Genomic DNA, 22,725 nt, shown 5'->3' with positions numbered 1-22,725 from the left:
CAATAGCCAAAAGCACTACCGTCTCCGTTGGGGGTTGTCAAAACGAGTGTGGGATATTCTTGGGCAAATGCGACCCAAGGGCCGCACCCGGATCGTCAGACCTCAGAGCGAGCCGACGAAGGCGCCTGCCCAAAGGGCGACCGCGATGGTCGCAAGATACAGGATGCGGTCCCAGTTGAGGTTCACCAACAGGGTCATCCCGCGATATCCGTTCAGAACGTGTTGCATGTGATTCCGGGCTTTCGATTCGTAAGCAGTCAGACGTTACCCGAAGTATTCCGATTTCATTATGACGATAGTCGGGCGGGAAGTGTGGCAATTTCATGGCGGCGGGCCATCGCCCGCCCTGCCCCTGCCCTGCCCGATCCTGCCTCGCGCCGTGTTCAGGGACAGAAAATGTCGTTGAACAAGGCGAACAGCATTACCCCCAATACCAGCGTCAGGCCCACGGTCATCATGATCCGCAGCGCGCGGTCGCTGGGCGGGCGGCCCGCCACGGCCTCGTAGGCATAGAACACCAGGTGTCCGCCATCCAGAACCGGGATCGGAAACAAGTTTAGCAGGCCCACGGCGGTCGACAGCACGGCAATGAACCAGATGAAGCTGTCCACCCCCTGGCTGGCCATTGCCCCCGACACCTCGGCGATGCCTATGGGCCCCGACATGTTGCAGCTGCTGATGGCCCCCGTGACCATGTGGTACAGCCCCGAGATCGAGCCCGAGATGACCGCCCAGGTCTGGCTGACAGCCCCCGACAGGGATTCGCCAACGCTGCGCGGCCCGGTCTGCAATTCATAGGGCAGACCGCCCACGATGCCGATCCGCCAGTTGGTCTCGAACCCGCCATCTTCCTGAGGTTCGTCCACCCGGCGCGGCGTCAGGTCGAATTCCATCAGGTCGCCATCGCGCCACACGTCCAGCGCCACGGTGGCGCCGTCTGAGCCTTCGACCACGTCCTTGAGCTGGTCGAACGCATAGATCCTCTCGCCGTCCAGCCCGACGATCACGTCTTCCTGTTTCAGGCCCGATTCGAACGCCGCCGAGCGGGGCGACAGCTGGGTCACCAGCGGCGGCTGCGGGTGCGGTCCGGTCGCGGTGACAACCTCGCCGTCGCGGCGCACTTCGTAATCCAGCAGCGGTTCCCGCGGCAGCGCGTCGATGAAGGCCTGGAAGACCTCTTGGTCTTCCTCGTCCATGTTGATCAGCGTTGGAATGTCCTGCCCTTCGATCGCCAGCAGCTCGTCGCCCTCCTGCAGGGTGACACCGTCGAACGGCAGCGGGCGCAGGTTGTCGATCACATAGGGCTCGGTGACCTTGCCCTGGCTCATGATGATCGCGCCGAAGACAAGGATCGACAGGATGAAATTGAAGACCGGCCCCGCCGCCACGGTCAGCGTCCGCGCCCATAGCGGCGCGCCCAGCATGGTCTTGCGCTTCATCTCGGGCGGCATTTCCTCGACCGTGCCGTCGCTGGTGCCGCTGGCGGCGTTGGCATCGCCCATGAACTTGACGTAGCCGCCGAACGGAAGGGCCGCCAATTGCCAGCGCGTGCCATGTTTGTCCACCCGGCTGAACAGGACCGGCCCGAACCCCAGCGAGAACACGTCCGCCTTGATCCCGCACCAGCGCCCGACGATGTAATGGCCGTATTCGTGGATCGCCACGATCACCGAAAGCGCGGCGAAAAAGGCCAGAAGCGTCAGTGCAAGGCCGCCGAATTGCGGGAGAAAGTTTAATCCGTCCAAGGTCTGTTATCCGTTCTGCTCTTTTGCCACGCTGTCGACGTACATCCTTGCCAGATGGTCCGCGCGGGCTGTTGTATCAAGGGTCATCGGCCTTTGGGCGATCTTGTCATGCCCCTCCAGGCGGGCCAACACCTCTTCGACGATGGTGTTCATCTGCATGAATCCGATCTTGCCGGCGATGAAATGGTCCAGTGCCCGCTCCTTGGCGCCGTTGAACACCGCGCCCATCAGGCCCCGCGCCTCCATCACGTCGCGCGCCAGCCGCAGGGCGGGAAAACGGTCCGGGTCCGGTGCCTCGAAGGTCAGCTGTCCCACCCGGGCAAGGTCCAGCGGGGCGACCGGCAGGTCGCGCCGTTCGGGCCAGTTCAGCGCATAGCCGATGGCGTGGCGCATGTCGTGCGGGCCCATATGCGCCATCATCGCGCCGTCGACGTAATGGATCATGGCGTGCACCAGGGATTCGGGATGGATCAGCACCTCGATCTGGTCGGGCCGTACGCCGAAAAACTCGCGCGTCTCGATCATCTCCATCGCCTTGTTGAACATCGAGGCGCTGTCGATGGTGATCCGCTGGCCCATGTCCCAGTTGGGGTGGGTCGCGGCCTCGGCGGGGGTAGCGTGGATTAACTGATCCATCGGCCAGTCGCGGAACGCGCCGCCGCTGGCGGTGATGATGATGCGCTGCACGGCGGCGGCGTCTTCGCCCACCAGCGCCTGGAAGATCCCGGAATGCTCGCTGTCCACGGGCAGGATGCGCGCGCCCGCCCGCCGGGCGGTGCCCATCAGAAGCTGCCCGGCGGCGACCAGCGATTCCTTGTTGGCCAGCGCCAGCGTCGCGCCCGTGCGCAGCGCCGCCAGCCCCGGCGCCAGCCCGGCAAAGCCCACGATGGCCGACATCACCCAGTCTGCGGGCCGCGCGCCCGCTTCGGTCAGCGCGGTCGCGCCCGCGGCGGCCTCGATCCCCGTGCCGCGCAAGGCCGCGCGCAGATCCTCCAGCAGGCTGTCATGCGCGGTGACGGCAATCTCGGCGTCGCACGCGATGGCATCCTGCGCCAGTTTCGCGATGTTGCGCCCGCCGGTCAGGGCGACGACCTGGAACGCGCTGCGGTCGCGCCGCACCAGGTCCAGCGTGTTTTGCCCGATCGAGCCGGTAGCGCCCAGGATGCTCACACGCTTCACGCGCCCGCGCCCGGCATCAGGCCCACGGCCCAGAACAGCAGCGCCGCGGCGCTGCTGCCCAGCATGGCGTCGAACCGGTCGAAGACGCCGCCATGACCGGGGATGAGGCTGGAGCTGTCCTTGATTCCCTTGCGGCGCTTCACAGCACTTTCGGCGATGTCCCCCATCTGCCCGGCAAAGCCCACGACCATCGACATCGGCACCAGTTCCAGGCCCATGCCCAGGGGTTGCAGAAAGAACAGCCCCACGATCCCGGCCAGAAGCCAGCCCGCGATGGTGCCCGACCAGGTTTTCTTGGGGCTGATGCGGGGCCAGAATTTCGGCCCGCCCAGCATCCGCCCGGCGAAATACCCCGCCACGTCCGAGGCGATGACGACCAGGATCAGCCACAGGATCCACAGCGTTTCATGGCCCGCGCGCAGCCAGAGCAGCGCAAAGCAGGCCAGAAGCACCCAGGCGACGACAACGAAGGACAGCGGCCCGTCATGCTCGGTCTGGCTGGCCGCCACCAGCGCCAGCCCCAGCATCAAAGGCAGCGCGAAGGTGCCGGGCAAAAAGTTCAGCGCGACCATCACCACCGTGGCGGCAATGCCCAGGCCCACGGCCTGGCGGGTTTCGAACATGCGCGCGGTCTCCCACACCATGACGCCGCATATGATGCAGATCAGCACGACAAAGAACAGCCCGCCCTGGTAGACGCCAAAGGCCCCCAGCACCAGCAGCAGCACGCCAGACAGCGCCCGCCGGCGCAGGTCGGACCACTTCGCGCCGCCTGCGCTCATGCGGTCACGGCCCCGAAGCGCCGGTCGCGCGCGCCATAACCGCGCAACAACTCGCCAAAGATCTCGGGCGTGAAATCGGGCCAAAGCGTGTCGATGAACTCGTATTCCGCATAGGCCGACTGCCACAGCAGAAAGTTCGAGATCCGCGCCTCGCCCGAGGTTCGGATCACCAGATCGGGATCGGGCAGCACGCAGGTGTCGAGATACTTGGGCAGGGTTTCCTCGTTCACGTCTTCGGGGCGCAGCCGGCCCTCGGCCACGTCATGGGCCAGACGTTGGGTGGCACGGCTGACCTCGTCGCGCCCGCCATAGTTCAGCGCGATGGTCAGGTTCGTGCCGGTGCAGGCCTGGGTCATCGCTTCGGCATCGTCCATCAGCTGGCGCAACTTGGCGTCCAGCCGTGGCCGGTCGCCGATGAAGCGCACGCGCACGTTCTCGCGCACGAATTCCTGCATTTCCTTAATGATGTAGCGGCGAAAGAGGCTCATCAGCCCGGCGACCTCGGTCTGGGTGCGTTTCCAGTTCTCGGTCGAAAAGGCGAAGATCGTAACGTACTCCACCCCGAAATCGGGACAGGCGGTGACTATCTCCTTGACCCGGCGCGCGCCCGCATGGTGCCCGAAAAGACGCGGCCGCCCGCGCTTTTGCGCCCAGCGGCCGTTGCCGTCCATGATGATCGCCACATGGCGCGGGCCACGCCCGGCGGATTGCTCCTGCATGTCGCGCGCCTCTGCCATTTCAGACCTGCATGATTTCGGCCTGCTTGGCCTCCAGCGCGTCGTCCACGGACTTGATGTGCAGGTTGGTCATCTCCTGCACCTCGGTTTCCCAGAATTTCTGGTCATCCTCGGACATGCCGTCGGCCTTGGCCTTCTTGATCTGGTCCATGCCGTCGCGGCGCACGTTGCGGATGGCGACGCGGGCGTTCTCGGCATATTGCGCGGCCACTTTCGTCAGCTCCTTGCGGCGCTCCTCGTTCAACTCGGGGATGGGCAGCATGATGATCGTGCCGTTCATCTGCGGGTTGATGCCCAGCCCGCTTTCACGGATGGCCTTTTCCACCTTGTTCACAAGGCCCTTGTCCCAGACATTGATCGTCACCATGCGCGGCTCGGGCACGTTGACGGTGCCCACCTGGTTGATCGGCGTCATCGCGCCATAGGCGTCCACCATCACCGGCTCCAGCATCGAGGCCGAGGCGCGGCCCGTCCGCAAGGAGGCGAATTCCGTGCGCAGGCTGGTCATCGCGCCGTCCATGCGCCGCTCCAGGTCCTTGGTGTCCAGTTCGAAGTCGTCGCTCATATTACATCCCTTGTTCTGCCGGACGGTGGTTGGGACTCTATACCGGCAAGTCGCGCCCAATGTATAGGCCCCTGTCCGGCAGGAAACCTCCATGTTCCGTGCAGTTTGCGTGCAGCCGACCCTAGCCGCCGACCCGTGTGTAGGTGCCCGTCCCGTCGAGGATCGAGCGGAAGCCGCCCGGCTCGTCCAGGCTGAAGACGATGATCGGCAGGCTGTTGTCGCGCGCCAGGGCGATGGCGCTGGCGTCCATCACGCCCAGATGCTTGGCCAGCACCTCGTCATAGCTCACCTCGTCGAACCGCTTGGCATCGTCGTGTTTCATCGGGTCCTTGTCATAGACCCCATCCACCTTGGTGCCCTTGAAAATCGCCTCGCAGGCCATCTCGTTGGCGCGCAGCGTGGCGGCCGTGTCGGTGGTGAAATAGGGGTTGCCGGTGCCGGCGGCGAAAATGCACACCCGCTTTTTCTCGAGGTGCCGCACCGCGCGGCGGCGAATATAGGGCTCCGCGACCTCGTCCATGCGGATGGCCGTGATCACCCGGCAGAAGACGCCCAGCTTTTCCAGCGCGCTCTGCATCGCCAGCGCGTTCATCACCGTGGCCAGCATCCCCATGTAATCGGCGGTCGTCCGCTCCATCCCCTGCGCGCTGCCTTGCAGCCCGCGAAAGATGTTGCCGCCGCCGATCACCATACAGATCTCGACCCCCATGTCGTGGACCGATTTCACCTCGCGCGCGATGCGCTCGACCGTGGGCGGGTTCAGACCATAGCTCGCGTCGCCCATCAGCGCCTCGCCGGAGATCTTCAGCAAGACCCGCTTGAACGTGGTTTCGGGGGCGGCTGTGTCGGGCATGGGGCGGCTCCTTTGGCGCGGTCTTGGAACGGTCCCGGTGCGGGTCGTCTCTTGGCGCGCAAAATGAGGGAAAACGTCCCGGGGTTCAATCGCCAAACCGGACCGGGCGGAGTGGACACGCGCGATTTCCGCCGAAGACGCTTAAAACCGGCGCGGAAACGTCCTAAACCGGGGCGATGACAGCCCTGCCCGATATCCCGCCCGGCATTCCCCCTGACCGGCCCGTACTGATCGCGGGGCCGACCGCCTCGGGCAAGTCGGCGCTGGCCATGGCGCTGGCAGAACGCGATGGCGGGCGGATCATCAATGTCGACGCGCTGCAGGTCTTTGCCAACTGGCGCGTGCTGACCGCGCGCCCCTCGCCCGAGGAAGAGGCCCGCGCGCCCCACGCGCTTTATGGTCACGTGCCGGGCGACGCGGCCTATTCCGTGGGCCACTGGCTGCGCGATCTGGCACCATTGCTGCGCGACGGCCCCCGTCCGATCATCGTCGGCGGCACCGGGCTTTACTTTTCGGCGCTGACCGAAGGGTTGGCCGAGATCCCCGCCACCCCGCCCGAGATCCGCGCCGAGGCCGACGCGCGGCTGGCACGCCAAGGCCTGAAAAACTTGCTCGACGATCTCGACCCCGAGACACGGTCGCGCATCGACACCGCCAACCCGATGCGCGTGCAACGCGCCTGGGAAGTGCAGTGCGCCACCGGCAAACCCCTGGCCCAGTGGCAGGACGCCACCCCTGCCCCGCTTTTGCCACCCGATGGCGCGACGCGCATTCTGATCGACGCGCCCAAGGACTGGCTGACCCCGCGAATCGAGCGCCGCTTCGATGCGATGCTCGACGCGGGCGCGCTGGACGAGGCGCGCGACAACCTCGCAACCTGGTCGCCTGCGCATCAATCTTCCAAGGCCATTGGCGCCCCCGAACTTATTGCCCATCTCAATGGCGAAATCACGCTAGACGCGGCCCGCGCCGCCGCCATCATCGCCACGCGGCAATATGCCAAGCGTCAGCGCAGCTGGTTCCGCGCCCGCATGAAAAACTGGCAAACCCTCGCCGCCGCCACGCTCTGACCGGGATTTGACCTTGTCAGCCCTGTACAGAATCGGACATTCCTGACCTCAATTCGATGCAATCCCTGCGCGATCCGTGCAGAATCACGACAATCGAGGCCCCGGACAGTGACATCCCATCCGCAACTCCAGACGCTCGCGCAATGGATCGGGCCGGGCGCATGGCGGGCCAGCCTGCCGCACAGCGACCCGCATCATGTGTTTCTGTGGATCACGCGCGGTCAGGGCCGCTGCCTGGTGGGCGGGCGGCGGCGCGGGCTGGCGGTGCATACTGCCCTGGTGCTGCCCGCGGGCGCGCTTTTCGCGCTCGATCCCGGCGCGCAAAGCTTTGGCCTGGCCTGCCGCATCCCGCCCCGCACCGGCATCCTGATGCCCGACGAACCCGTCCTGCTGCGCGTCCGCGATCCGCGTGCGCAGGCCGATCTGACCACCCTCTTGGAAACCATGCAGCGCGAACAGAACGAGGCGCGCGATTTCATGGACGAGGCGATGACCGCCCATGCCCAGCTTCTGACGGTCTGGCTGCGCCGTGCCATGCTGACCACACATGACGAGGCCGCCGATCCGACCGCGGCGCACCGGTTGGTTCAGGCCTATGCCGCGCTGATCGAGCGCGACTACCGCACCGGCGCCTCGATGCAGGATTTCGCCCGGCACCTCGGCGTCACGCCCACCCATCTTAGCCGGGTGTGCAAGTCCACCTCGGGTCTGACCGCCTCGGCCATGCTGACGGGCCGGGTTCTGCACGCCGCCCGCGACATGCTGGAAACCTCCCATATACCGGCCAACCAGGTTGCCGCCGAGTTGGGCTTCAGCAGTGCGGCCTATTTCTCGCGCTTCATTCTTCGCCATACCGGCAAGTCACCCTCGGACCTGCGCCGCGCCGCGCCGCGAAAGGCCGCCTGAGACGCGCCGCTCACACGTATTTCAGCGCCACCCGGTTGATTTCCACGCGGCCGGTATGGAAAGTGAGACCTGCCGCCTCATTTCTATTCACACCGCTCGTTTCAAGGCCCGCGCCCATGTCCTCTCGCCCCGACGTCCCGCCGCATCCCGCCCTGCCCGCGCTGAACCGCGCATTCAGGCGCGGCGCGATGGACCGGCGCGAGTTCCTGACCCGCGCCTGTGGCCTGGGCGTCACCGCACCGCTGGCCCTGTCGCTGGCCGGCCTGCCCGGCCCGGCGCAGGCGCAGGCCGACATCGTCCCCGGCGGCACGCTGCGCATTCAGCAGAACGTCAAGGCGCTGCGCGACCCGCGCACATATGACTGGAGCGAGATGGGCAATCAGACCCGTGGTTTCCTGGAGTACTTGGTGGAATACGGCCGCGACGGCACCGTGCGCGGAATGCTGTTGGAAAACTGGGACGTGAATGCGGATGCCACCGAATACCGCCTGAACGTGCGCGCTGGCGTGACTTGGAACAACGGCGATCCCTTCACCGCCCGCGACGTGGCGCGCAACCTCGAACGCTGGTGCGACGCCAGCGTCGAGGGCAATTCCATGGCCTCGCGCCTCAAGAGCCTTTGCGATCCGGCCTCGGGCCAGATCCGCGAGGACGCGATCCGCGTCGTCGACGACGCCGCGCTGGTGCTGACCCTCGCCAGCCCCGATATCGCGCTGATGGCCAACCTGTCGGACTATCCCGCGGCGGTGATGCATTCCAGCTACGACGGCGGTGATCCGTTCGAGCATGGCATCGGTACCGGCCCTTTCCGCCCGGTCGAACTGAACGTCGGCCAGCGCTGCGTGCTGGAGCGCAACACAGATCATACCTGGTGGGGCACGGACGTGCTGGGCGGACCTTACGTGGACCGGGTGGAGTTCATCGACCTCGGCACCGATCCCGCGCGCTGGATCGCCGCGGCCGAGGCGGGCAACATTGACCTGCTTTACGAATCCGTCGGCAATTTCATCGAGGTGCTGGACACCGTCGGCTGGACTCGCACCGAAACCGAAAGCGCCGCGACCATCGTCATCCGCGGCAACGCCAAGGCAGAGCTGGAGGGCGCGCGCCCCTATGCCGACGCCACCCTGCGCCGGGCGCTGGCGCTGGCCGTGCGCAACGAAACCTGTTTGGAACTGGGCTATTCCGGCTATGGCACCGTGGCGGCCAACGATCATGTCAGCCCGATCCATCCCGCCCATGCCGATCTGGGACCCGCACCGTTCGACGCCGCCCAGGCCCGCGCCGACCTGGAAGAGATCGGGATGCTTGGCTTCGAGCACGAGCTGATCACCGTCGACGACGAATGGCAGCGCAACACCGCCGATGCCGTGGCGGCCCAACTGCGCGACGCGGGCCTCAACGTGCGCCGCACGGTGCAGCCCGGCGCCACCTTCTGGCAGAACTGGCGCGATTATCCCTTCTCGGCCACCCAGTGGAATCACCGCCCTCTCGGTGTGCAGATCCTGGACCTGGCCTATCGCTCGGATGCGGTGTGGAACGAGACCGGCTTTGCCAACGAGGAATTCGACCGCCTGCTGGACCGCGCCCTGTCGATCACCGATGTCGACACGCGGCGGCAGACGATGGAACGCCTGCAATCCATCCTGCGCGAGGAAGGCGTGATCATCCAGCCCTACTGGCGCACGCTCTACAACCATCACAACGGCCGGCTGGTCGGGGCCGAAAAACACCCGTCGAACGAAATTCACCTGCACAAGATCGGCTTTACTGGCTGAGCACGGCGCAGACCAACCGCCACGATATCGCGAAAGAGCAGCCCATGAAGATCACCCGCCCTGGTGCCACTCCATCCTCCCCCGGCCCTGCCGAGTATTTTACCGGCGCCGTGCGGCTGGATCCGCTGTTCACCGCCGAGGAGCCGGGCCGCGCCGTCGGCCTTCATGTCACGTTCGAGCCGGGCGCGCGCACCGCGTGGCACACCCATCCGGCGGGCCAGACCTTGATCGTCACCTTCGGGCGGGGCCTTGTCCAGCGCGAGGGCGGCCCGGTCGAGGAGATCCGGCAAGGCGACGTGGTGTGGTTTGCGGCGGGCGAAAAGCACTGGCACGGGGCCGCGCCCGACACGGGCATGAGCCATATCGCCATTCAGGAAAAGATCGACGGCAGTGCCGTGACGTGGATGGAAAAAGTTATGGACGAAGATTACGAGGGCTGAGAGGCGCGGCGCCGCCTACTGCCCGTAGATGATCTTCACGTAGTTGCGGGTTTCCTTGTAGGGCGGAATGCCATTGTATTTCTGCACCGCCTTCGGTCCCGCGTTGTATGCCGCCAGCGCCAGCCGCCAGGACTTGAACGTGCGGTACTGCTCGGCCAGGTACCGCGCCCCGCCGTCCAGGTTCTGGTGCGGATCGTTGGGATCGACCCCCAGATAGTTCGCCGTGCCCGGCATCAGCTGCGCTAGCCCGATCGCGCCCTTGTGCGACACGGCCCGCGGGTTCCAGCCCGATTCCTGCTGCACCAGCCGCAGGAACAGGGTTTCCGGGATGCCATGCCGCCGCGCCGACTCCTTGGCGACGTTCAGGTACTGGCCCTTGTACTTGCCGCTGTAGCCGATCGCGGGCGCGGCCTCGTCCCACTTGCTGGGCGTGTGCACCTTCTGCGGCTGAAGCCGCACAGAGGCGTTGTATTGCTGCTTGGCCCGGCTATCCAGCACCCGCGTCTGAGAGCTGAAGATCCTTTTCTTGCCCTGGGTCGAGAGAATATCCGCCGTGGCCGCCATCGGCCAGGCCAGTGACACGCACGTCACCGCAATCGCGAGCTTCCGCATACTGAACACCGCCCCTTGACTGTCCCACTGCGGTTCGCCTGCACGCCATTTGCCTGGCCCCGGCTGAACCGTCTTGCGGCGCACTATACCGAACTCGTGTCAAAATGCCAGACTCGCGGCGCGCATTCCGTCCGGCACCCCGGTTCGCCCGGTTTTCCTCGAATTTTAGGCTTTTCTTCATCCCTTCGGGGTGATGTAAGGTGAACGTTAATCAAGAGACAGCAGCAGGAGGGCGCCATGGCCGGTTCCGTCAACAAAGTCATTCTCATTGGCAACCTGGGCCGCGACCCCGAGGTGCGCACGTTCCAGAACGGCGGAAAGGTGTGCAACCTGCGCATCGCCACCTCCGAGAACTGGAAGGACCGCAACACCGGCGAACGGCGCGAACGCACCGAATGGCACACGGTCGCCATCTTCAACGAGGCGCTGGTGCGGCTGGCCGAGCAATACCTGAAAAAAGGCTCCAAGGTCTATATCGAGGGCAAGCTGGAAACCCGCAAATGGCAGGACCAGTCCGGCCAGGACCGCTATTCGACCGAGGTGGTTCTGCGTCCCTATGCGGGCGAGATGACCTTCCTCGACGGCCGCGACAGCGGCGGCGGCGGTGGTGGCAACTATGGCGGCGGCAGCGGCGGCGGCTATGACCAGGATTACGGCGGCGGCTCTTCGGGTCCGTCCGACCAGGGCCGCTCGCAACCTTCGCCCTCGCGCGATTACGACGACGAGATCCCGTTCTGATCGGGGGCTGACCGATGCTGTCCACTCTTTCACCCGAGGGACAGGCTTTGGTCACGGTGATCGCCTGCCTGGCGGTGGCCTACTTCATGCTCTACCCTGCGCTGCGGCCGCGCCACGTGTCGCGCATGGCGCTCTACGATCTGGGCGTCACGGGCGTGATGCTGGTGATCAACGGCTGGCTCTTCTGGGGCACCGGCACGCGGTTTTCGCTCTGGCTTTTCGACACCAACTGGGTCGTTTTCACCATCGTGATCGCCCTGGTGATCGAGACACCGCTGATGCTGTGGTACGTGCGTCGCCACGGCATGAACTGGGACTGACGCGTTACCAGATCCAGTCGATCACGCTCAGCACCACGAAAACCGGCACCGACAGCGCCACCGCCACCAGCCACGCGGCATAGGCCGTGGGCCGCACGCTCGGCGCGGTCACGCCGCGCACGGGATTGGACTTCTTTGCCATGGGCGGCATTAACCATGACTTAGGTTATCATCGTCTTAATCGGCGCATGTCCCTTGCCTGGCTTCCATGCGACACCGCCCCCAACCCGCCCGGACCTTGCGCGCTGCACCAGCACCCGCGCTATGGTGCCGCTATGCGGGCCATCGGGGCCGAGGTTGCGTGGCGCGCGCTGAAAGACGGCACCGACACGCATGGCACCGCGCAACTTCTGCACCGCCGCGTTGGCCCGCTGCGCCTTACGTGGCTGCCGCGCGGTCCGGTTCTTGCACCCGGCGTGGACCCGGCGAATGCGATGATGCCCCTGCCCGGGCCTGCCGTTCTTCAGCCCGATACGCCTGAGACCGCCCGTCTTTACCAAAGCTGCGGCTACCGCGCCCTGTTTACCCCGGCGCATGTGGCGGAACTAGACCTCACCCCAGACCCCAAGACCCTCTTTGCCTGTCTGCACGGCAAGTGGCGCAACCGGCTGCACGCCGCGCAGGCCGGACCGCTGCGCACCCATCATCGCCCGTTCGATCCCGACCGCGACGCCGACCTGCTGATCCTCGACCGGCACCAGCAACGCGCCCGCGGCTATCGCGCCCTGCCGCCGGGCTTCACGCTTGCCTTTGCCTCCACCCACCGGCAGGCCACGCGGCTTTTCACCGCGCATGACTGCGCCGGGATGCTGGCCTACCTGCTTTTCCTGCTGCACGGGACCGTCGCCACATACCATATCGGCTGGGCCGCCCCCGCCGCGCGCCGCGGCCACGCCCATACCCTGCTGATGTGGCAGGCCATCACGCATCTGCACCAGCGTGGCGTCACCCGGCTCGACCTCGGGTCCATCGACACCGAGGCCGCACCAGGACTTGCCCGCTTCAAATTGGGCACCGGGGCCACGGCCCGCCCGCTTGGCCCCACGCTCCTGCGGCTTTTGCCGCACCGCGGCACCGCCATCGCCGCGTAACGCCGTTTTCCCTCTGGCAATTGACGCGCAAAGCCCTTAGGGCCACCTCCAAACCACCAAGGATATCCCAATGGACCTGCGCAATATCGCAATCATCGCCCACGTCGACCACGGCAAGACCACCCTCGTGGACGAGCTCTTGAAGCAGTCGGGCGCCTTCCGCGTGGGCCAGGCCGTGGCCGAACGCGCGATGGACAGCAACGATCTGGAACGCGAGCGCGGCATTACCATCCTGGCCAAGGCCACCAGCGTGGAGTGGAAGAAAACCCGCATCAACATCGTCGACACCCCCGGCCACGCCGATTTCGGCGGCGAGGTGGAGCGCATCCTCAGCATGGTCGACGGCGTGGTCCTGCTGGTCGACGCCGCCGAAGGCCCGATGCCCCAGACCAAGTTCGTCACCTCCAAGGCGCTCGCCCTCGGCCTGCGTCCCATCGTGGTGCTCAACAAGGTCGACAAGCCCGATGCCGAGCCCGACCGCGCGCTCGACGAGTGCTTCGACCTTTTCGCCGCGCTGGATGCCGATGAAGACCAGCTCGATTTCCCGCACATGTACGCCTCGGGCCGTTCCGGCTGGGCCGATCATGAGCTTGACGGCCCGCGCAAGGACCTCTCGGCGCTGTTCGATCTGATCGTCAACCACGTGCCGGCCCCAAAACAGGTCAAGAAGGCCGATGACGATTTCCGGATGCTGGCCGTGACCCTCGGTGCCGATCCCTTCGTGGGCCGTCTGCTGACCGGCCGCGTCGAATCGGGCCGGCTCAAGGTCGGCGCGACGGTCCAGGCGCTCAGCCGCGTGGGGCAAAAGATCGAACAGTTCCGCGTGACCAAGATTCAGGCCTTCCGCGGCCTGACCTTGACGGATATCGACGAAGCCGCAGCGGGCGATATCGTCAGCCTTGCGGGCATGTCCAAGGCCACCGTGGCCGACACGATCTGCGCGCTGGCAGTGGACGAGCCGCTGTCGGCCCAGCCCATCGACCCGCCCACGATCTCTGTCACCTTCGGGATCAACGACAGCCCGCTCGCGGGCCGCGACGGCAAGAAGGTGCAATCCCGCGTCATCCGCGAGCGCCTGATGAAAGAGGCCGAAACCAACGTCGCCATCAAGGTCACCGACACGCCCGGCGGCGAGGCGTTCGACGTCGCAGGCCGGGGCGAATTGCAGATGGGCGTCCTGATCGAGAACATGCGCCGCGAGGGTTTCGAGCTCAGCATTTCCCGCCCCCGCGTCCTGATGCGCGAAGGCGAGAACGGCGAACAGCTGGAGCCCATCGAAGAGGTCACCATCGACGTCGACGACGACCATTCCGGTGCGGTGATCGAGAAACTGACCGGCCCGCGCAAGGGCGAGATGACCGAGATGAAACCCGCCGGTGCCGGCAAGACCCGCATCATCGCTCTGGTCCCGTCGCGCGGCCTGATCGGCTATCACGGCGAATTCCTCACCGACACGCGCGGCACCGGCGTTCTGAACCGCGTCTTCCATTCGTGGGCGCCGCACAAGGGCCCGATCCCGGGCCGCCGCGCCGGTGTGCTGATCTCCATGGAGTCGGGCGAGGCCGTGGCCTATGCGCTGTGGAACCTCGAGGACCGCGGCCGCATGTTCATCGGCCCGCAGGAAAAGATCTATCAGGGCATGATCATCGGCGAGCACAGCCGCGAGAACGACCTGGAAGTGAACCCGCTCAAGGGCAAGAAGCTGACCAACGTCCGCGCGTCCGGCACCGACGAGGCCGTGCGCCTGACCCCGCATGTCCAGATGTCGCTGGAAGAGGCCATCGCCTATATCGACGACGACGAACTGGTCGAGGTCACGCCCAACGCCCTGCGCCTGCGCAAGCGCCACCTCGACCCGCATGAACGCAAGCGCGCCGCCAAGACCGCGTAACGCATGGCCAACACCCCTCGCAAACTGACCCGCGCCGACTGGGCCAAGAACGCCGACAGCTGGGCGGGTCACTTCGAGGGCAAGGATCTCGGCACCGATATCACCGTGCTCTTCGTGGAGTTCGAAGAAACGGGCAAGGGCCCGCCCCTGCATACGCATCCGTATGACGAGGTGTTCATTCTGCGCGAGGGCCGCGCCCGGTACAGCATCGGCGATGACGTGATCGAGGCCGAAGCGGGCGATGTCCTGCTGGCCCCGGCAGAGGTGCCACATAAATTCGTCAACCTCGGCCCGGGACGGCTGGTATCGACGGATATTCACCTCAGCCCCGAATGGATCCAGACCGACTTGGAGTGACCTTGTCTACCCCGCGCCGTGCGCGGCATCGGAACATCGTCCCGCTCGTTCGCGTTTTTACCAAATGGACCAACGCGATTTCCGAAAGGAGGCCCCGATGCTCCGCACACTCATTTTCACCACAGCGACCAGCGCGGCCGGTCTTGCTCTCGCCCCCGCAGCAGAGGCCCAAAGCCGTTGCGGCGATGCCTACCGCCTGCAACCCGGTGACACGCTCTACCGTGTCTCGCAAAGCTGTCGTGTGCCGTTGAGCCTGATCATGGATCTCAACCCCGGCCTCGATCCACGCGACCTGCCAGTGGGCGAAGCAATCACCCTTGCCGCATCAGATACGGATACCGACGGCAGAAATACCGCCGCACCCGACCGGGACACCTACGAGGTTCGCGACGGCGACACCGCCTTCTCCATTGCGCAGGAACTTGGCATTTCCGTTGTGGAATTGCTGAACGAGAACCCCGATCTTGACCCGTTGGCCATGGCGGTGGGTGACGCGCTGAGCCTTCCCGACGCGTCCGAGCCGTCGGCCTCGGTGCGTGTGCAGCCCTTGGCTGGCCCGCCCGGCACCGAGGTGCGCGTCAACGCCAGCAACCTGCGCCCCGAGGATTACGTGACCATCGGCGTCGGCCGCATGGCCTCGGAATGGCGCGCCGTGGACCAGGCGCAGGTCGCCGCGGACGGCGAGGTTTCCGCGTCTGTCGACCTTCCCGACTGGGCCTCGCCCGGTGACAATCTGATCTTCGTGGTGGATACCGACCGCGGCGTGACGCTCAAATCCCGCGCCTTCGACGTGGTGTCGCAAGACACCAGCGATGGCGATGGAAAGCAGGTCTCGCTCGAAGGTCGCGTGCGGCAGGGCGTCGAATGCGCCACGCTGACCACGCCCGACGGCGACGTATGGTCCCTGACCGGCGACATGGAGTTCACCCCCGGTGAGTATGCCGAGGTCCGTGGCACCCGCGCCGAGATGTCGTTCTGCCAACAGGGCGTCGGCACCGTCGCGGTCGACAGCTACGAAGAGGTCCGCGCCCCGGGCAACCTGCCCGATGACACATCGAGCCTGACGGCCGAGGGCGTCAAAGGCCCTTGGGTGCGCATGGCCGGCAATTGCGCCCAACCCGATTTTGACATCACCGGCCAGCAGGGCCGCCTGACCATTGAAACCAGCCTCGACGGCGCGCCGCGCACCGGACGGGTAAAGCTTAATGACAACGGGTCGGCGGCGGTGTTCGATCAACCCTATCGCGCCTTTCCGATGGAAAACCGGGGCGAAGGCAAGATGGCCGTCATCTCGGACGACCGGGACGTGACCCTTGGCGGAGTCGACATTTCCGGCAACGACGGCGCGGTGTTCCTGCGCTGCGGCGTATAAGCCGGCCCTCAGGGCGCGACCGAGATCCGCCCGACAACGTCAAGACCGGTGCCGGTACGCCTCGCGACGACAATCTCGCCCGAGGTCGTGCCTGTGCCGGTCAACTCCGAAACGTTCACTTGGTGCGTCACCAAGAGCAGCCGCGCCTCGGGGGGCATGTCCTTGATCCGCGCCATGACCTCCGCCGCCTGCCCCTCGGGGTCGCCCTGCCCCGCGAAATGCGAATTGAGCGCGGGGAATTCCTCGGGCGTGCCCATGTCGAGAAGTTCCGCCGTCTCGGTGCAGCGGCACCACTGGCTGGTCCATACGGCATCGAATTGAACGCCCGCCTCACGCATCGCCGCGCCGATCTGCCTCGCCTGTTCACGCCCCCGGTCATCCAGATTCCGTTGCGTGCTGCAATCTTCCAGGTCGAAATTTGACGGATCGCCCACGCCGGGCGCCAGCGCGTGGCGCATCAGGGCCACCGTGCCCGGCTCTTTCAGCAGGCTCCAGTCCTGCGCGGCCACGGCTCCGGGCAGGATCAGCATCAGGATCAGGGAAATCAGTCGCATCGGCACCTCCGTTCAGATCGAAGGAAAGCCTAGATCGCCCGATCTGCGCTTCCAGCCCGTGCGACGCTATCGCCCACCGCGATCCGCCCGAGTGTCAGCACTCTTGCGCACCACCCGCCATGCCCGCGCATGGCGTTATACCCACCGTGCCCAAGCGCGGCTTCCATCCGCGTACAGGGCGCACAAGGCGCGGTGACCTCGATCACGGCCTTGCCGATCCGAACGGGATGATTGCGCAAAGCGGTCAGGTTGATGCCAGAGACCACCACGTTGCGCCGCAACAACTCGGGCGGTACCTCGCTGATTCCGGCCAGCGCCGCGATCACCTGTAGATGCTCCGCCTGGATCAGCGTCAACGCGCGTTTCCCGGCCCGTGCATGGTCTCCGTCAAGCCCCGCCTCGCCCAGATCCGCTGCCTCGACCGGCACCAGATCGGCTAATCGCTCCGGCCGCAGCCCGATCCACGCCACGCGGCCCTCGCCCGCGTGCCGCGCCATGATCTCGGCCAGCTGGCCCTGCACTATTCCGAGGTTTCCACGATCACCAGGTCACGTTCCGACGCGTTCCGAGCGTGGTCCAGCGCCTCTTGGTAGGCGTCCGAGCGATAGCACTCCTCCGCCGCCTCCAGCGACGGGAACTTGGCCACCACGTTGCGCGCCCGGTCGTTGCCTTCCAGTTGCACATACCGCGCGCCGCGAGCGATGAAATGCCCACCATGCGCCTCGATCGCGGGCCCCGCCAGCTTCGCATAGCGGCCATAGGCCTCCTCGTCGGTCACGGTCACATGGGCAATCCACAATGCGGGCATGTCTTTACCTCCTCAAACTCCGTCCACGATGACGATATCGCGCTCGCTCGACGAGGTCGCGATGGGCAGGATGCGCTGATACGCATCCGAATTGTACCAATCCAGCGCCGCCTGGTGGTCGGGGAACTCGATGATCACGTGCCGCTCGGGGCTGATCCCCTCGACCTGCGTCTGGGGCCCGCCCTTGGCCAGGAACCGCCCGCCGAATTGCTCGGCCAGCGCCACGGTCTGGCTGGCATAGGCCTTGTAATCCTCGGGATCGGTCACGTTGATCCGCGCAATCAGGTAGGCCGCCATGTCGTTCCCCTTCCAAGACGGGCCTCAGCCCTGCAACACCTGTTCAGCCGCCGCAATGGCGGCCTCGGCATTGTCGGTGCTCGCCGCGCCACCCTGCGCCATGTCCGGACGGCCCCCGCCGCCCTTGCCGCCGAGTTCCGCCACGGCGGCGCGGACAAGATCGACTGCCGAGAGCGTCGTGGTCAAGTCCTGCGTCACGCCTGCGGCCACGGCGGCCTTGCCATCGGCATCGGCGATCAGCAGCACCGCGCCCGATCCGATCCGCGTCTTCATCTCGTCCATCAAGGGCGGCAGGTCGCGCCCCGACACGCCCGACAGAACCTGCGCCACGAACTTCACGCCGTTCACGTCCTTGGCCTCCGGCCCTGCGGCACCGCCGCCGCCCATGGCCAGCTCGCGCTTCAGCTGCGTCACCTCGTTGGCCAGCGCCTTGCGCTCGTCCATCAGCGCGCGCACACGGGCCAGCACATCGTCCGGCTGCGCTTTCAGTTCCGAGGCCAATGCCGCCATGCGGTGATCCTGCGCGCTCAGGTACTTGAACGCCTCCGGCCCGGTCAGCGCCTCGATCCGCCGCACGCCGGAACTGGACGCGCTTTCGCCCACCATGACGAACAGGCCGATATCGCCGGTCTGCCGCACATGGGTGCCGCCGCACAGCTCGATCGAATAGGTCTGCCCGTCCAGCCCCTTGCCAGAGCCGTCCTCGGACCCCATCGACACCACGCGCACCTCGTCGCCGTATTTCTCGCCAAACAGCGCCTGCGCCCCGATGGCGCGCGCATCGTCCGGCGTCATGATCCGGGTCTCGACCTTGCCGTTCTGGCGGATGAAGGCGTTGACCTCTTCCTCGACCTGCTTGATTTCCTCCAGCGTCATGCCCTTGGCGTGGCTGAAATCGAACCGCAGCCGGTCGGGCGCATTGAGGCTCCCGCGCTGCGCCACGTGATCGCCCAACGCCTTGCGCAACGCCTCGTGCAAAAGGTGCGTGGCCGAATGGTTCGACCGGATCGCCGTCCGGCGGCCGTGATCCACCTCCAGCTTCACCGGGTCGCCCACTTCCAGTTCGCCCGCCTCGACAGTGACGAAATGCGCCGACAGGCCCCCGGCCCGCTTCTGCACGTCGCTCACATGCCCCGCAAACCGCGCCTCGCCCGGCTCGCGCGCGCCGTCCAGGCTGCGCAGGTAGCCATGGTCCGCCACCTGCCCACCGGCTTCGGCATAGAACGGCGTCTGGTTCACCACGACCCAGCCGGTGGCCTTGTTGGCACCCAGCTTGTCCACGGCATCGCCGTCGACGACGATCGCCTGCACGACGCCCTCGGCTGTCTCGGTGTCGTAGCCAAGAAAATCCGTCGCGCTATGCGTCTCGGCCAGGTCAAACCATACGGTCGCGTCCGCTGCCTCGCCGCTGCCGGACCACGCCGCGCGGGCCTTGGCCTTCTGTTCCGCCATCGCCGCATCGAACCCGGCCACATCCACCGCGCGGCCCTTCTCGCGCAACGCATCCTGCGTCAGGTCCAGCGGAAAGCCGTAAGTGTCATAGAGCTTGAACGCCGCCTCGCCCGGCAACGCCGCGCCATCGCCCAGCTTGCCCAGCTCGTCGTCCAACAGGCGCAGGCCCCGGTCCAGCGTCTGTTTGAACCGCTTCTCCTCCAGCTCGAGCGTCTCTTCGATCAGCGGCTGCGCCCGGCCCAGCTCGGGGAAGGCCTGCCCCATCAGGCCCACAAGGTTCGGCACCAGCCGGTACATCACCGGATCCTGCGCGCCCAGAAGGTGCGCGTGCCGCATCGCCCGCCGCATGATCCGGCGCAGCACGTAACCACGCCCCTCGTTCGACGGCATCACCCCGTCGGCAATCAGGAACGAGGTCGAGCGCAAATGGTCCGCGATCACCCGGTGATGCACGTTGCCCAGCCCGTCCGGCGCCCCATCCGTCACATGCGCGCTCGCCTCGATCAGGCTGCGCATCAGGTCGGTGTCGTAATTGTCGTGCTTGCCCTGCAACAGCGCGCCGATCCGTTCCAGACCCATGCCGGTGTCGATCGACTGCATGTCCAGGTCCACCTGGCTGCCATCCTCGAACCGCTCGTTCTGCATGAAAACCAGGTTCCAGATCTCGATGAACCGGTCGCCATCCTCTTCCGCGCTGCCCGGAGGACCACCCCAGATCTCGGGCCCGTGGTCATAGAAGATCTCGGTGCACGGCCCGCAAGGCCCCGTGGCCCCCATCGACCAGAAATTGTCATCCGTCGCGATCCGAATGATGCGGTCATCGCTCAGGCCCGCATGCTTCTTCCAGATCTCCGCCGCCTCGTCATCGGTGTGATAGACGGTGACCAGCAGCTTGGACTTGTCGATCCCGAAATCCTTGGTCAGCAGGTCCCAGGCATAGGGGATCGCCTCGGACTTGAAGTAATCGCCGAAACTGAAATTCCCCAGCATCTCGAAAAACGTGTGGTGCCGCGCGGTGTAGCCCACGTTGTCGAGATCATTGTGCTTGCCGCCCGCGCGCACGCATTTCTGGCTGGTGGTGGCGCGGGAATAGTCGCGTTTCTCGACTCCGGTGAACAGGTTCTTGAACTGAACCATGCCCGAATTGGTGAACATCAGCGTCGGGTCGTTGCGCGGCACGAGCGGGCTGCTCGGCACCACCTCGTGGCCGTTGCGTTCAAAGAAACTAAGGAAGGTCGAGCGGATCTCGTTGAGCGTGGGCATGAAGGTCTGGTCCGAAGGAGAAAGTTGCGTCGAACCCGTGTAACGCCAAGCTTTTTGTCTGTCCACAGAAGGCGGGCACTTCAAAGGTCGAGGTTGCGTTGACCTACGAAGAAAGGCCATCCCGTCGGATGGCCTTTCCCGGATATTCTCCGCCACCCGTCAGTGGCGCGGGCCCTTTCCGGAGTGGGCCATCTCCGTTCCGTCAGTCGTCCAGTACGTCCTCGGCGGCCTCGTCCGCGCCGCCCGGAATGTTGAAATCAAGGCCATGCGCGCCACGGATCTTGTCCTCGATGTCGTAGGCGATCTTCTTGTTTTCCTTCAGGAAGTTCTTGGCATTCTCGCGGCCCTGGCCAATGCGCTCGTCGCCATAGCTGAACCAGCTGCCGGACTTTTCGACCACGCCGGCCGCGACTCCGAGGTCCAGAAGCTCGCCTGTCTTGGACACACCCTCGCCATACATGATGTCGAACTCGACTTGCTTGAACGGCGGCGCCACTTTGTTCTTGACCACTTTCACGCGGGTCTGGTTGCCCACCACCTCGTCGCGGTCCTTGATCGACCCGATCCGGCGGATGTCCAGGCGCACCGAGCTGTAGAATTTCAGCGCGTTGCCGCCGGTCGTCGTCTCGGGGCTGCCGAACATCACGCCGATCTTCATGCGGATCTGGTTGATGAAGATCACCGTGCACTTGCTGCGGCTGATCGAGCCGGTCAACTTGCGCATGGCCTGGCTCATGAGGCGGGCGTGGACGCCCACGCTGCTGTCGCCCATGTCGCCTTCCAGCTCCGATTTCGGCGTCAGCGCCGCGACGGAATCGACCACCACCATGCTGACCGCGCCCGAGCGCACCAGCGTGTCCACGATCTCCAGGCTCTGCTCGCCCGTGTCGGGCTGCGAAATCAGCAATTCGTCCAGGTCCACGCCCAGTTTCTTGGCGTAGATCGGGTCCAGCGCGTGCTCGGCGTCGACAAAGGCGCAGACGCCGCCCTTTTTCTGTTCCTCGGCCACGCAATGCAGCGTCAGCGTCGTCTTGCCCGAGCTTTCGGGGCCGTAGATTTCCACGATCCGGCCCTTGGGCAGCCCGCCGATGCCAAGCGCGATGTCCAGACCCAGCGAGCCGGTCGACGTCGATTCGATGTCCTGCGCCGGATTATCGGCGCCCAGTTTCATGATCGACCCTTTGCCGAACTGCCGTTCGATCTGCGCCAGCGCGCTGTCCAGCGCCTTCTGGCGGTCTTCTTTCTTCTTGCTGTCCATGTTCAAAAGATCTGCCGTTGCCATACCTGTCATTTCCCTTATTTCACACGCCAGACGGGGCGTCTATCGCTGTCTTCCCGCTGTCTGGCCGCTGCTTTCGTTCACCTCTTGTTCCGCATGTTATGGAGACAAAAGGGGAACATTTCAATGAATTTGTTCCTTTCCGATGTTTGCAGCGATGGGTTAAAGAGGGGTTACCAACGGCAGGCAAACAGGCGAAATCTTCTATGCTGGTGTTTTCAAACGAAAAGCTTGTATTCCTGTCAGTGCCGAAGACAGGCACAACGGCCTATGAGGCTGCCCTTGCGCCCCGCGCGGCCATCGTCGTGCGCCAGCCGCCCGAGCTGAAACACGCGCCGGTCTTTCGCTACAACCGCTTCTTCCGCCCCGCCATCGAGAAATTCATGGGCGAGGGATTCGACGTGCTGGCGGTCATGCGCGAGCCGCTCGACTGGCTGGGGTCGTGGTATCGCTACCGTCAGCGTCCGGGCCAGGAACAGGCCCGCAACTCGACCCACGGCATCAGCTTCGATGACTTCGTGACCGAGTACATGAAGGGCAAGCGCGCCGCCTTTGCGCAGGTCGGCTCGCAGACCAAGTTTCTCGAGCCGCAGAACAACGGGACTGCCGTCACCCACCTTTTTCGGTACGAGGATC

At 65.5% G+C, this 22,725-nt stretch carries 26 protein-coding genes; 11 read left to right on the top strand and 15 right to left on the bottom strand.

The genetic code is table 11. The annotated features are described in order from the left end of the window. Positions 1–102 precede the first annotated feature (102 nt). From XM53_RS23875 to pyrH, 7 genes are all read right to left on the bottom strand, one after another. Positions 103–228: a hypothetical protein gene (locus tag XM53_RS23875; RefSeq protein ID WP_261391182.1), complete on the bottom strand. Its 126-nt coding sequence runs from the start codon at positions 226–228 to the stop codon at positions 103–105. A gap of 155 nt (positions 229–383) precedes the next feature. Continuing rightward, entirely contained in the window at positions 384–1,745 is a 1,362-nt protein-coding gene (gene rseP / locus XM53_RS00360; RefSeq protein ID WP_057789196.1) for an RIP metalloprotease RseP, read from the bottom strand. Positions 1,746–1,751: 6 nt separating this feature from the next. Next, positions 1,752–2,924 (bottom strand): 1-deoxy-D-xylulose-5-phosphate reductoisomerase, encoded by a 1,173-nt coding sequence (gene dxr / locus XM53_RS00355; RefSeq protein ID WP_057789195.1) that lies wholly within the window; start codon positions 2,922–2,924, stop codon positions 1,752–1,754. Then, positions 2,921–3,706 (bottom strand): phosphatidate cytidylyltransferase, encoded by a 786-nt coding sequence (locus tag XM53_RS00350; RefSeq protein WP_057789194.1) that lies wholly within the window; start codon positions 3,704–3,706, stop codon positions 2,921–2,923. The genes dxr and XM53_RS00350 overlap by 4 nt, the downstream gene beginning before the upstream one ends. Continuing rightward, positions 3,703–4,443, bottom strand: a complete 741-nt coding sequence (locus XM53_RS00345) for an isoprenyl transferase (protein ID WP_201455360.1) — start codon at positions 4,441–4,443, stop codon at positions 3,703–3,705. The genes XM53_RS00350 and XM53_RS00345 overlap by 4 nt, the downstream gene beginning before the upstream one ends. Position 4,444: 1 nt before the next feature. Continuing rightward, on the bottom strand, positions 4,445–5,008 hold the full coding sequence (frr, locus tag XM53_RS00340; protein ID WP_057789193.1) for a ribosome recycling factor: 564 nt from the start codon (positions 5,006–5,008) through the stop codon (positions 4,445–4,447). A 121-nt stretch (positions 5,009–5,129) separates the two neighbouring features. Next, positions 5,130–5,861: a UMP kinase gene (gene pyrH / locus XM53_RS00335; protein ID WP_057789192.1), complete on the bottom strand. Its 732-nt coding sequence runs from the start codon at positions 5,859–5,861 to the stop codon at positions 5,130–5,132. 176 nt (positions 5,862–6,037) lie between these two features. On the opposite strand from pyrH, the gene miaA reads away from it, so the two are divergent. The 4 genes from miaA to XM53_RS00315 all read left to right on the top strand — a co-directional run bounded on the left by miaA (position 6,038) and on the right by XM53_RS00315 (position 10,055). Further along, entirely contained in the window at positions 6,038–6,931 is an 894-nt protein-coding gene (gene miaA / locus XM53_RS00330) for a tRNA (adenosine(37)-N6)-dimethylallyltransferase MiaA (RefSeq protein ID WP_057789191.1), read from the top strand. A gap of 108 nt (positions 6,932–7,039) precedes the next feature. Continuing rightward, positions 7,040–7,837 (top strand): helix-turn-helix transcriptional regulator, encoded by a 798-nt coding sequence (locus XM53_RS00325; RefSeq protein ID WP_057789190.1) that lies wholly within the window; start codon positions 7,040–7,042, stop codon positions 7,835–7,837. A gap of 116 nt (positions 7,838–7,953) precedes the next feature. After that, a complete protein-coding gene (locus XM53_RS00320) occupies positions 7,954–9,615 on the top strand; it encodes an ABC transporter substrate-binding protein (RefSeq protein ID WP_057789189.1) in 1,662 nt (553 codons plus the stop codon). A gap of 44 nt (positions 9,616–9,659) precedes the next feature. Then, complete coding sequence (locus XM53_RS00315) at positions 9,660–10,055, top strand: (R)-mandelonitrile lyase (RefSeq protein WP_057789188.1); 396 nt, start codon at positions 9,660–9,662, stop codon at positions 10,053–10,055. A 15-nt stretch (positions 10,056–10,070) separates the two neighbouring features. Here the strand turns inward: XM53_RS00315 and XM53_RS00310 are convergent, their stop codons facing one another. Next, positions 10,071–10,667, bottom strand: coding sequence for a lytic transglycosylase domain-containing protein (locus XM53_RS00310; RefSeq protein WP_057789187.1), 597 nt, complete (start codon positions 10,665–10,667; stop codon positions 10,071–10,073). A gap of 237 nt (positions 10,668–10,904) precedes the next feature. Here XM53_RS00310 and ssb point away from each other — a divergent pair, with 237 nt between their 5' ends. Beyond that, positions 10,905–11,405, top strand: a complete 501-nt coding sequence (gene ssb, locus XM53_RS00305) for a single-stranded DNA-binding protein (RefSeq protein ID WP_057789186.1) — start codon at positions 10,905–10,907, stop codon at positions 11,403–11,405. A gap of 14 nt (positions 11,406–11,419) precedes the next feature. Continuing rightward, positions 11,420–11,725 (top strand): hypothetical protein, encoded by a 306-nt coding sequence (locus tag XM53_RS00300; protein WP_144435399.1) that lies wholly within the window; start codon positions 11,420–11,422, stop codon positions 11,723–11,725. 4 nt (positions 11,726–11,729) lie between these two features. On the opposite strand, the gene XM53_RS23500 is transcribed toward XM53_RS00300, so the two are convergent. After that, positions 11,730–11,867, bottom strand: a complete 138-nt coding sequence (locus XM53_RS23500) for a hypothetical protein (protein WP_201455359.1) — start codon at positions 11,865–11,867, stop codon at positions 11,730–11,732. A 133-nt stretch (positions 11,868–12,000) separates the two neighbouring features. Between XM53_RS23500 and XM53_RS00295 the strand changes: the two genes are divergently transcribed. The 4 genes from XM53_RS00295 to XM53_RS00280 all read left to right on the top strand — a co-directional run bounded on the left by XM53_RS00295 (position 12,001) and on the right by XM53_RS00280 (position 16,436). After that, the gene (locus XM53_RS00295; protein ID WP_057789184.1) at positions 12,001–12,816 is read left to right on the top strand and encodes a GNAT family N-acetyltransferase; all 816 of its coding nucleotides are present in this window, start codon (positions 12,001–12,003) and stop codon (positions 12,814–12,816) included. Between the two features lie 70 nt (positions 12,817–12,886). Continuing rightward, positions 12,887–14,707 (top strand): translational GTPase TypA, encoded by a 1,821-nt coding sequence (gene typA / locus XM53_RS00290; RefSeq protein ID WP_057789183.1) that lies wholly within the window; start codon positions 12,887–12,889, stop codon positions 14,705–14,707. A gap of 3 nt (positions 14,708–14,710) precedes the next feature. Next, the gene (locus tag XM53_RS00285; RefSeq protein ID WP_057789182.1) at positions 14,711–15,064 is read left to right on the top strand and encodes a cupin domain-containing protein; all 354 of its coding nucleotides are present in this window, start codon (positions 14,711–14,713) and stop codon (positions 15,062–15,064) included. Positions 15,065–15,161: 97 nt separating this feature from the next. After that, on the top strand, positions 15,162–16,436 hold the full coding sequence (locus XM53_RS00280; protein WP_057789181.1) for a LysM peptidoglycan-binding domain-containing protein: 1,275 nt from the start codon (positions 15,162–15,164) through the stop codon (positions 16,434–16,436). An 8-nt stretch (positions 16,437–16,444) separates the two neighbouring features. Here XM53_RS00280 and XM53_RS00275 read toward each other — a convergent pair whose 3' ends face one another. The 6 genes from XM53_RS00275 to recA form a co-directional block, all read right to left on the bottom strand. After that, positions 16,445–16,990: a histidine phosphatase family protein gene (locus XM53_RS00275; RefSeq protein WP_057789180.1), complete on the bottom strand. Its 546-nt coding sequence runs from the start codon at positions 16,988–16,990 to the stop codon at positions 16,445–16,447. A 29-nt stretch (positions 16,991–17,019) separates the two neighbouring features. Beyond that, positions 17,020–17,511, bottom strand: a complete 492-nt coding sequence (locus XM53_RS00270; protein WP_408006035.1) for an MOSC domain-containing protein — start codon at positions 17,509–17,511, stop codon at positions 17,020–17,022. After that, positions 17,511–17,798 (bottom strand): DUF1330 domain-containing protein, encoded by a 288-nt coding sequence (locus tag XM53_RS00265; RefSeq protein ID WP_057789179.1) that lies wholly within the window; start codon positions 17,796–17,798, stop codon positions 17,511–17,513. The genes XM53_RS00270 and XM53_RS00265 overlap by 1 nt, the downstream gene beginning before the upstream one ends. A gap of 12 nt (positions 17,799–17,810) precedes the next feature. Further along, the gene (locus XM53_RS00260; protein WP_057789178.1) at positions 17,811–18,095 is read right to left on the bottom strand and encodes a DUF1330 domain-containing protein; all 285 of its coding nucleotides are present in this window, start codon (positions 18,093–18,095) and stop codon (positions 17,811–17,813) included. 24 nt (positions 18,096–18,119) lie between these two features. Further along, positions 18,120–20,810, bottom strand: coding sequence for an alanine--tRNA ligase (alaS, locus tag XM53_RS00255; RefSeq protein WP_057789177.1), 2,691 nt, complete (start codon positions 20,808–20,810; stop codon positions 18,120–18,122). A 202-nt stretch (positions 20,811–21,012) separates the two neighbouring features. Next, positions 21,013–22,092: a recombinase RecA gene (recA, locus tag XM53_RS00250; protein WP_057789176.1), complete on the bottom strand. Its 1,080-nt coding sequence runs from the start codon at positions 22,090–22,092 to the stop codon at positions 21,013–21,015. Positions 22,093–22,295: 203 nt separating this feature from the next. Between recA and XM53_RS00245 the strand changes: the two genes are divergently transcribed. Continuing rightward, the coding region (locus tag XM53_RS00245) for a sulfotransferase family protein (RefSeq protein WP_057789175.1) at positions 22,296–22,725 on the top strand (430 nt) is incomplete at its 3' end.

The organism is Roseovarius atlanticus (assembly GCF_001441615.1).
In the GTDB taxonomy this organism is placed as follows: Bacteria; Pseudomonadota; Alphaproteobacteria; order Rhodobacterales; family Rhodobacteraceae; genus Roseovarius; species Roseovarius atlanticus.
The sequence above is the reverse complement of the archived record's forward strand: the minus strand, read 5'-3'. Positions and strand labels throughout refer to the sequence as shown.

What these genes read in the sequence shown, in the direction of transcription:
- typA (WP_057789183.1), top strand. Translation starts at nt 12,887, where the DNA reads ATGGACCTGCGCAATATCGCAATCATCGCCCACGTCGACCACGGCAAG.
- XM53_RS00280 (WP_057789181.1), top strand. Translation starts at nt 15,162, where the DNA reads ATGCTCCGCACACTCATTTTCACCACAGCGACCAGCGCGGCCGGTCTT.
- ssb (WP_057789186.1), top strand. Translation starts at nt 10,905, where the DNA reads ATGGCCGGTTCCGTCAACAAAGTCATTCTCATTGGCAACCTGGGCCGC.
- XM53_RS00285 (WP_057789182.1), top strand. Translation starts at nt 14,711, where the DNA reads ATGGCCAACACCCCTCGCAAACTGACCCGCGCCGACTGGGCCAAGAAC.
- XM53_RS23500 (WP_201455359.1), bottom strand. Translation starts at nt 11,867, where the DNA reads ATGGCAAAGAAGTCCAATCCCGTGCGCGGCGTGACCGCGCCGAGCGTG.
- XM53_RS23875 (WP_261391182.1), bottom strand. Translation starts at nt 228, where the DNA reads ATGCAACACGTTCTGAACGGATATCGCGGGATGACCCTGTTGGTGAAC.
- XM53_RS00345 (WP_201455360.1), bottom strand. Translation starts at nt 4,443, where the DNA reads ATGGCAGAGGCGCGCGACATGCAGGAGCAATCCGCCGGGCGTGGCCCG.
- XM53_RS00320 (WP_057789189.1), top strand. Translation starts at nt 7,954, where the DNA reads ATGTCCTCTCGCCCCGACGTCCCGCCGCATCCCGCCCTGCCCGCGCTG.
- pyrH (WP_057789192.1), bottom strand. Translation starts at nt 5,861, where the DNA reads ATGCCCGACACAGCCGCCCCCGAAACCACGTTCAAGCGGGTCTTGCTG.
- frr (WP_057789193.1), bottom strand. Translation starts at nt 5,008, where the DNA reads ATGAGCGACGACTTCGAACTGGACACCAAGGACCTGGAGCGGCGCATG.
- XM53_RS00295 (WP_057789184.1), top strand. Translation starts at nt 12,001, where the DNA reads ATGCGGGCCATCGGGGCCGAGGTTGCGTGGCGCGCGCTGAAAGACGGC.
- XM53_RS00265 (WP_057789179.1), bottom strand. Translation starts at nt 17,798, where the DNA reads ATGCCCGCATTGTGGATTGCCCATGTGACCGTGACCGACGAGGAGGCC.
- XM53_RS00275 (WP_057789180.1), bottom strand. Translation starts at nt 16,990, where the DNA reads ATGCGACTGATTTCCCTGATCCTGATGCTGATCCTGCCCGGAGCCGTG.
- miaA (WP_057789191.1), top strand. Translation starts at nt 6,038, where the DNA reads ATGACAGCCCTGCCCGATATCCCGCCCGGCATTCCCCCTGACCGGCCC.
- XM53_RS00350 (WP_057789194.1), bottom strand. Translation starts at nt 3,706, where the DNA reads ATGAGCGCAGGCGGCGCGAAGTGGTCCGACCTGCGCCGGCGGGCGCTG.
- XM53_RS00315 (WP_057789188.1), top strand. Translation starts at nt 9,660, where the DNA reads ATGAAGATCACCCGCCCTGGTGCCACTCCATCCTCCCCCGGCCCTGCC.
- XM53_RS00260 (WP_057789178.1), bottom strand. Translation starts at nt 18,095, where the DNA reads ATGGCGGCCTACCTGATTGCGCGGATCAACGTGACCGATCCCGAGGAT.
- XM53_RS00300 (WP_144435399.1), top strand. Translation starts at nt 11,420, where the DNA reads ATGCTGTCCACTCTTTCACCCGAGGGACAGGCTTTGGTCACGGTGATC.
- recA (WP_057789176.1), bottom strand. Translation starts at nt 22,092, where the DNA reads ATGGCAACGGCAGATCTTTTGAACATGGACAGCAAGAAGAAAGAAGAC.
- XM53_RS00310 (WP_057789187.1), bottom strand. Translation starts at nt 10,667, where the DNA reads ATGCGGAAGCTCGCGATTGCGGTGACGTGCGTGTCACTGGCCTGGCCG.
- alaS (WP_057789177.1), bottom strand. Translation starts at nt 20,810, where the DNA reads ATGCCCACGCTCAACGAGATCCGCTCGACCTTCCTTAGTTTCTTTGAA.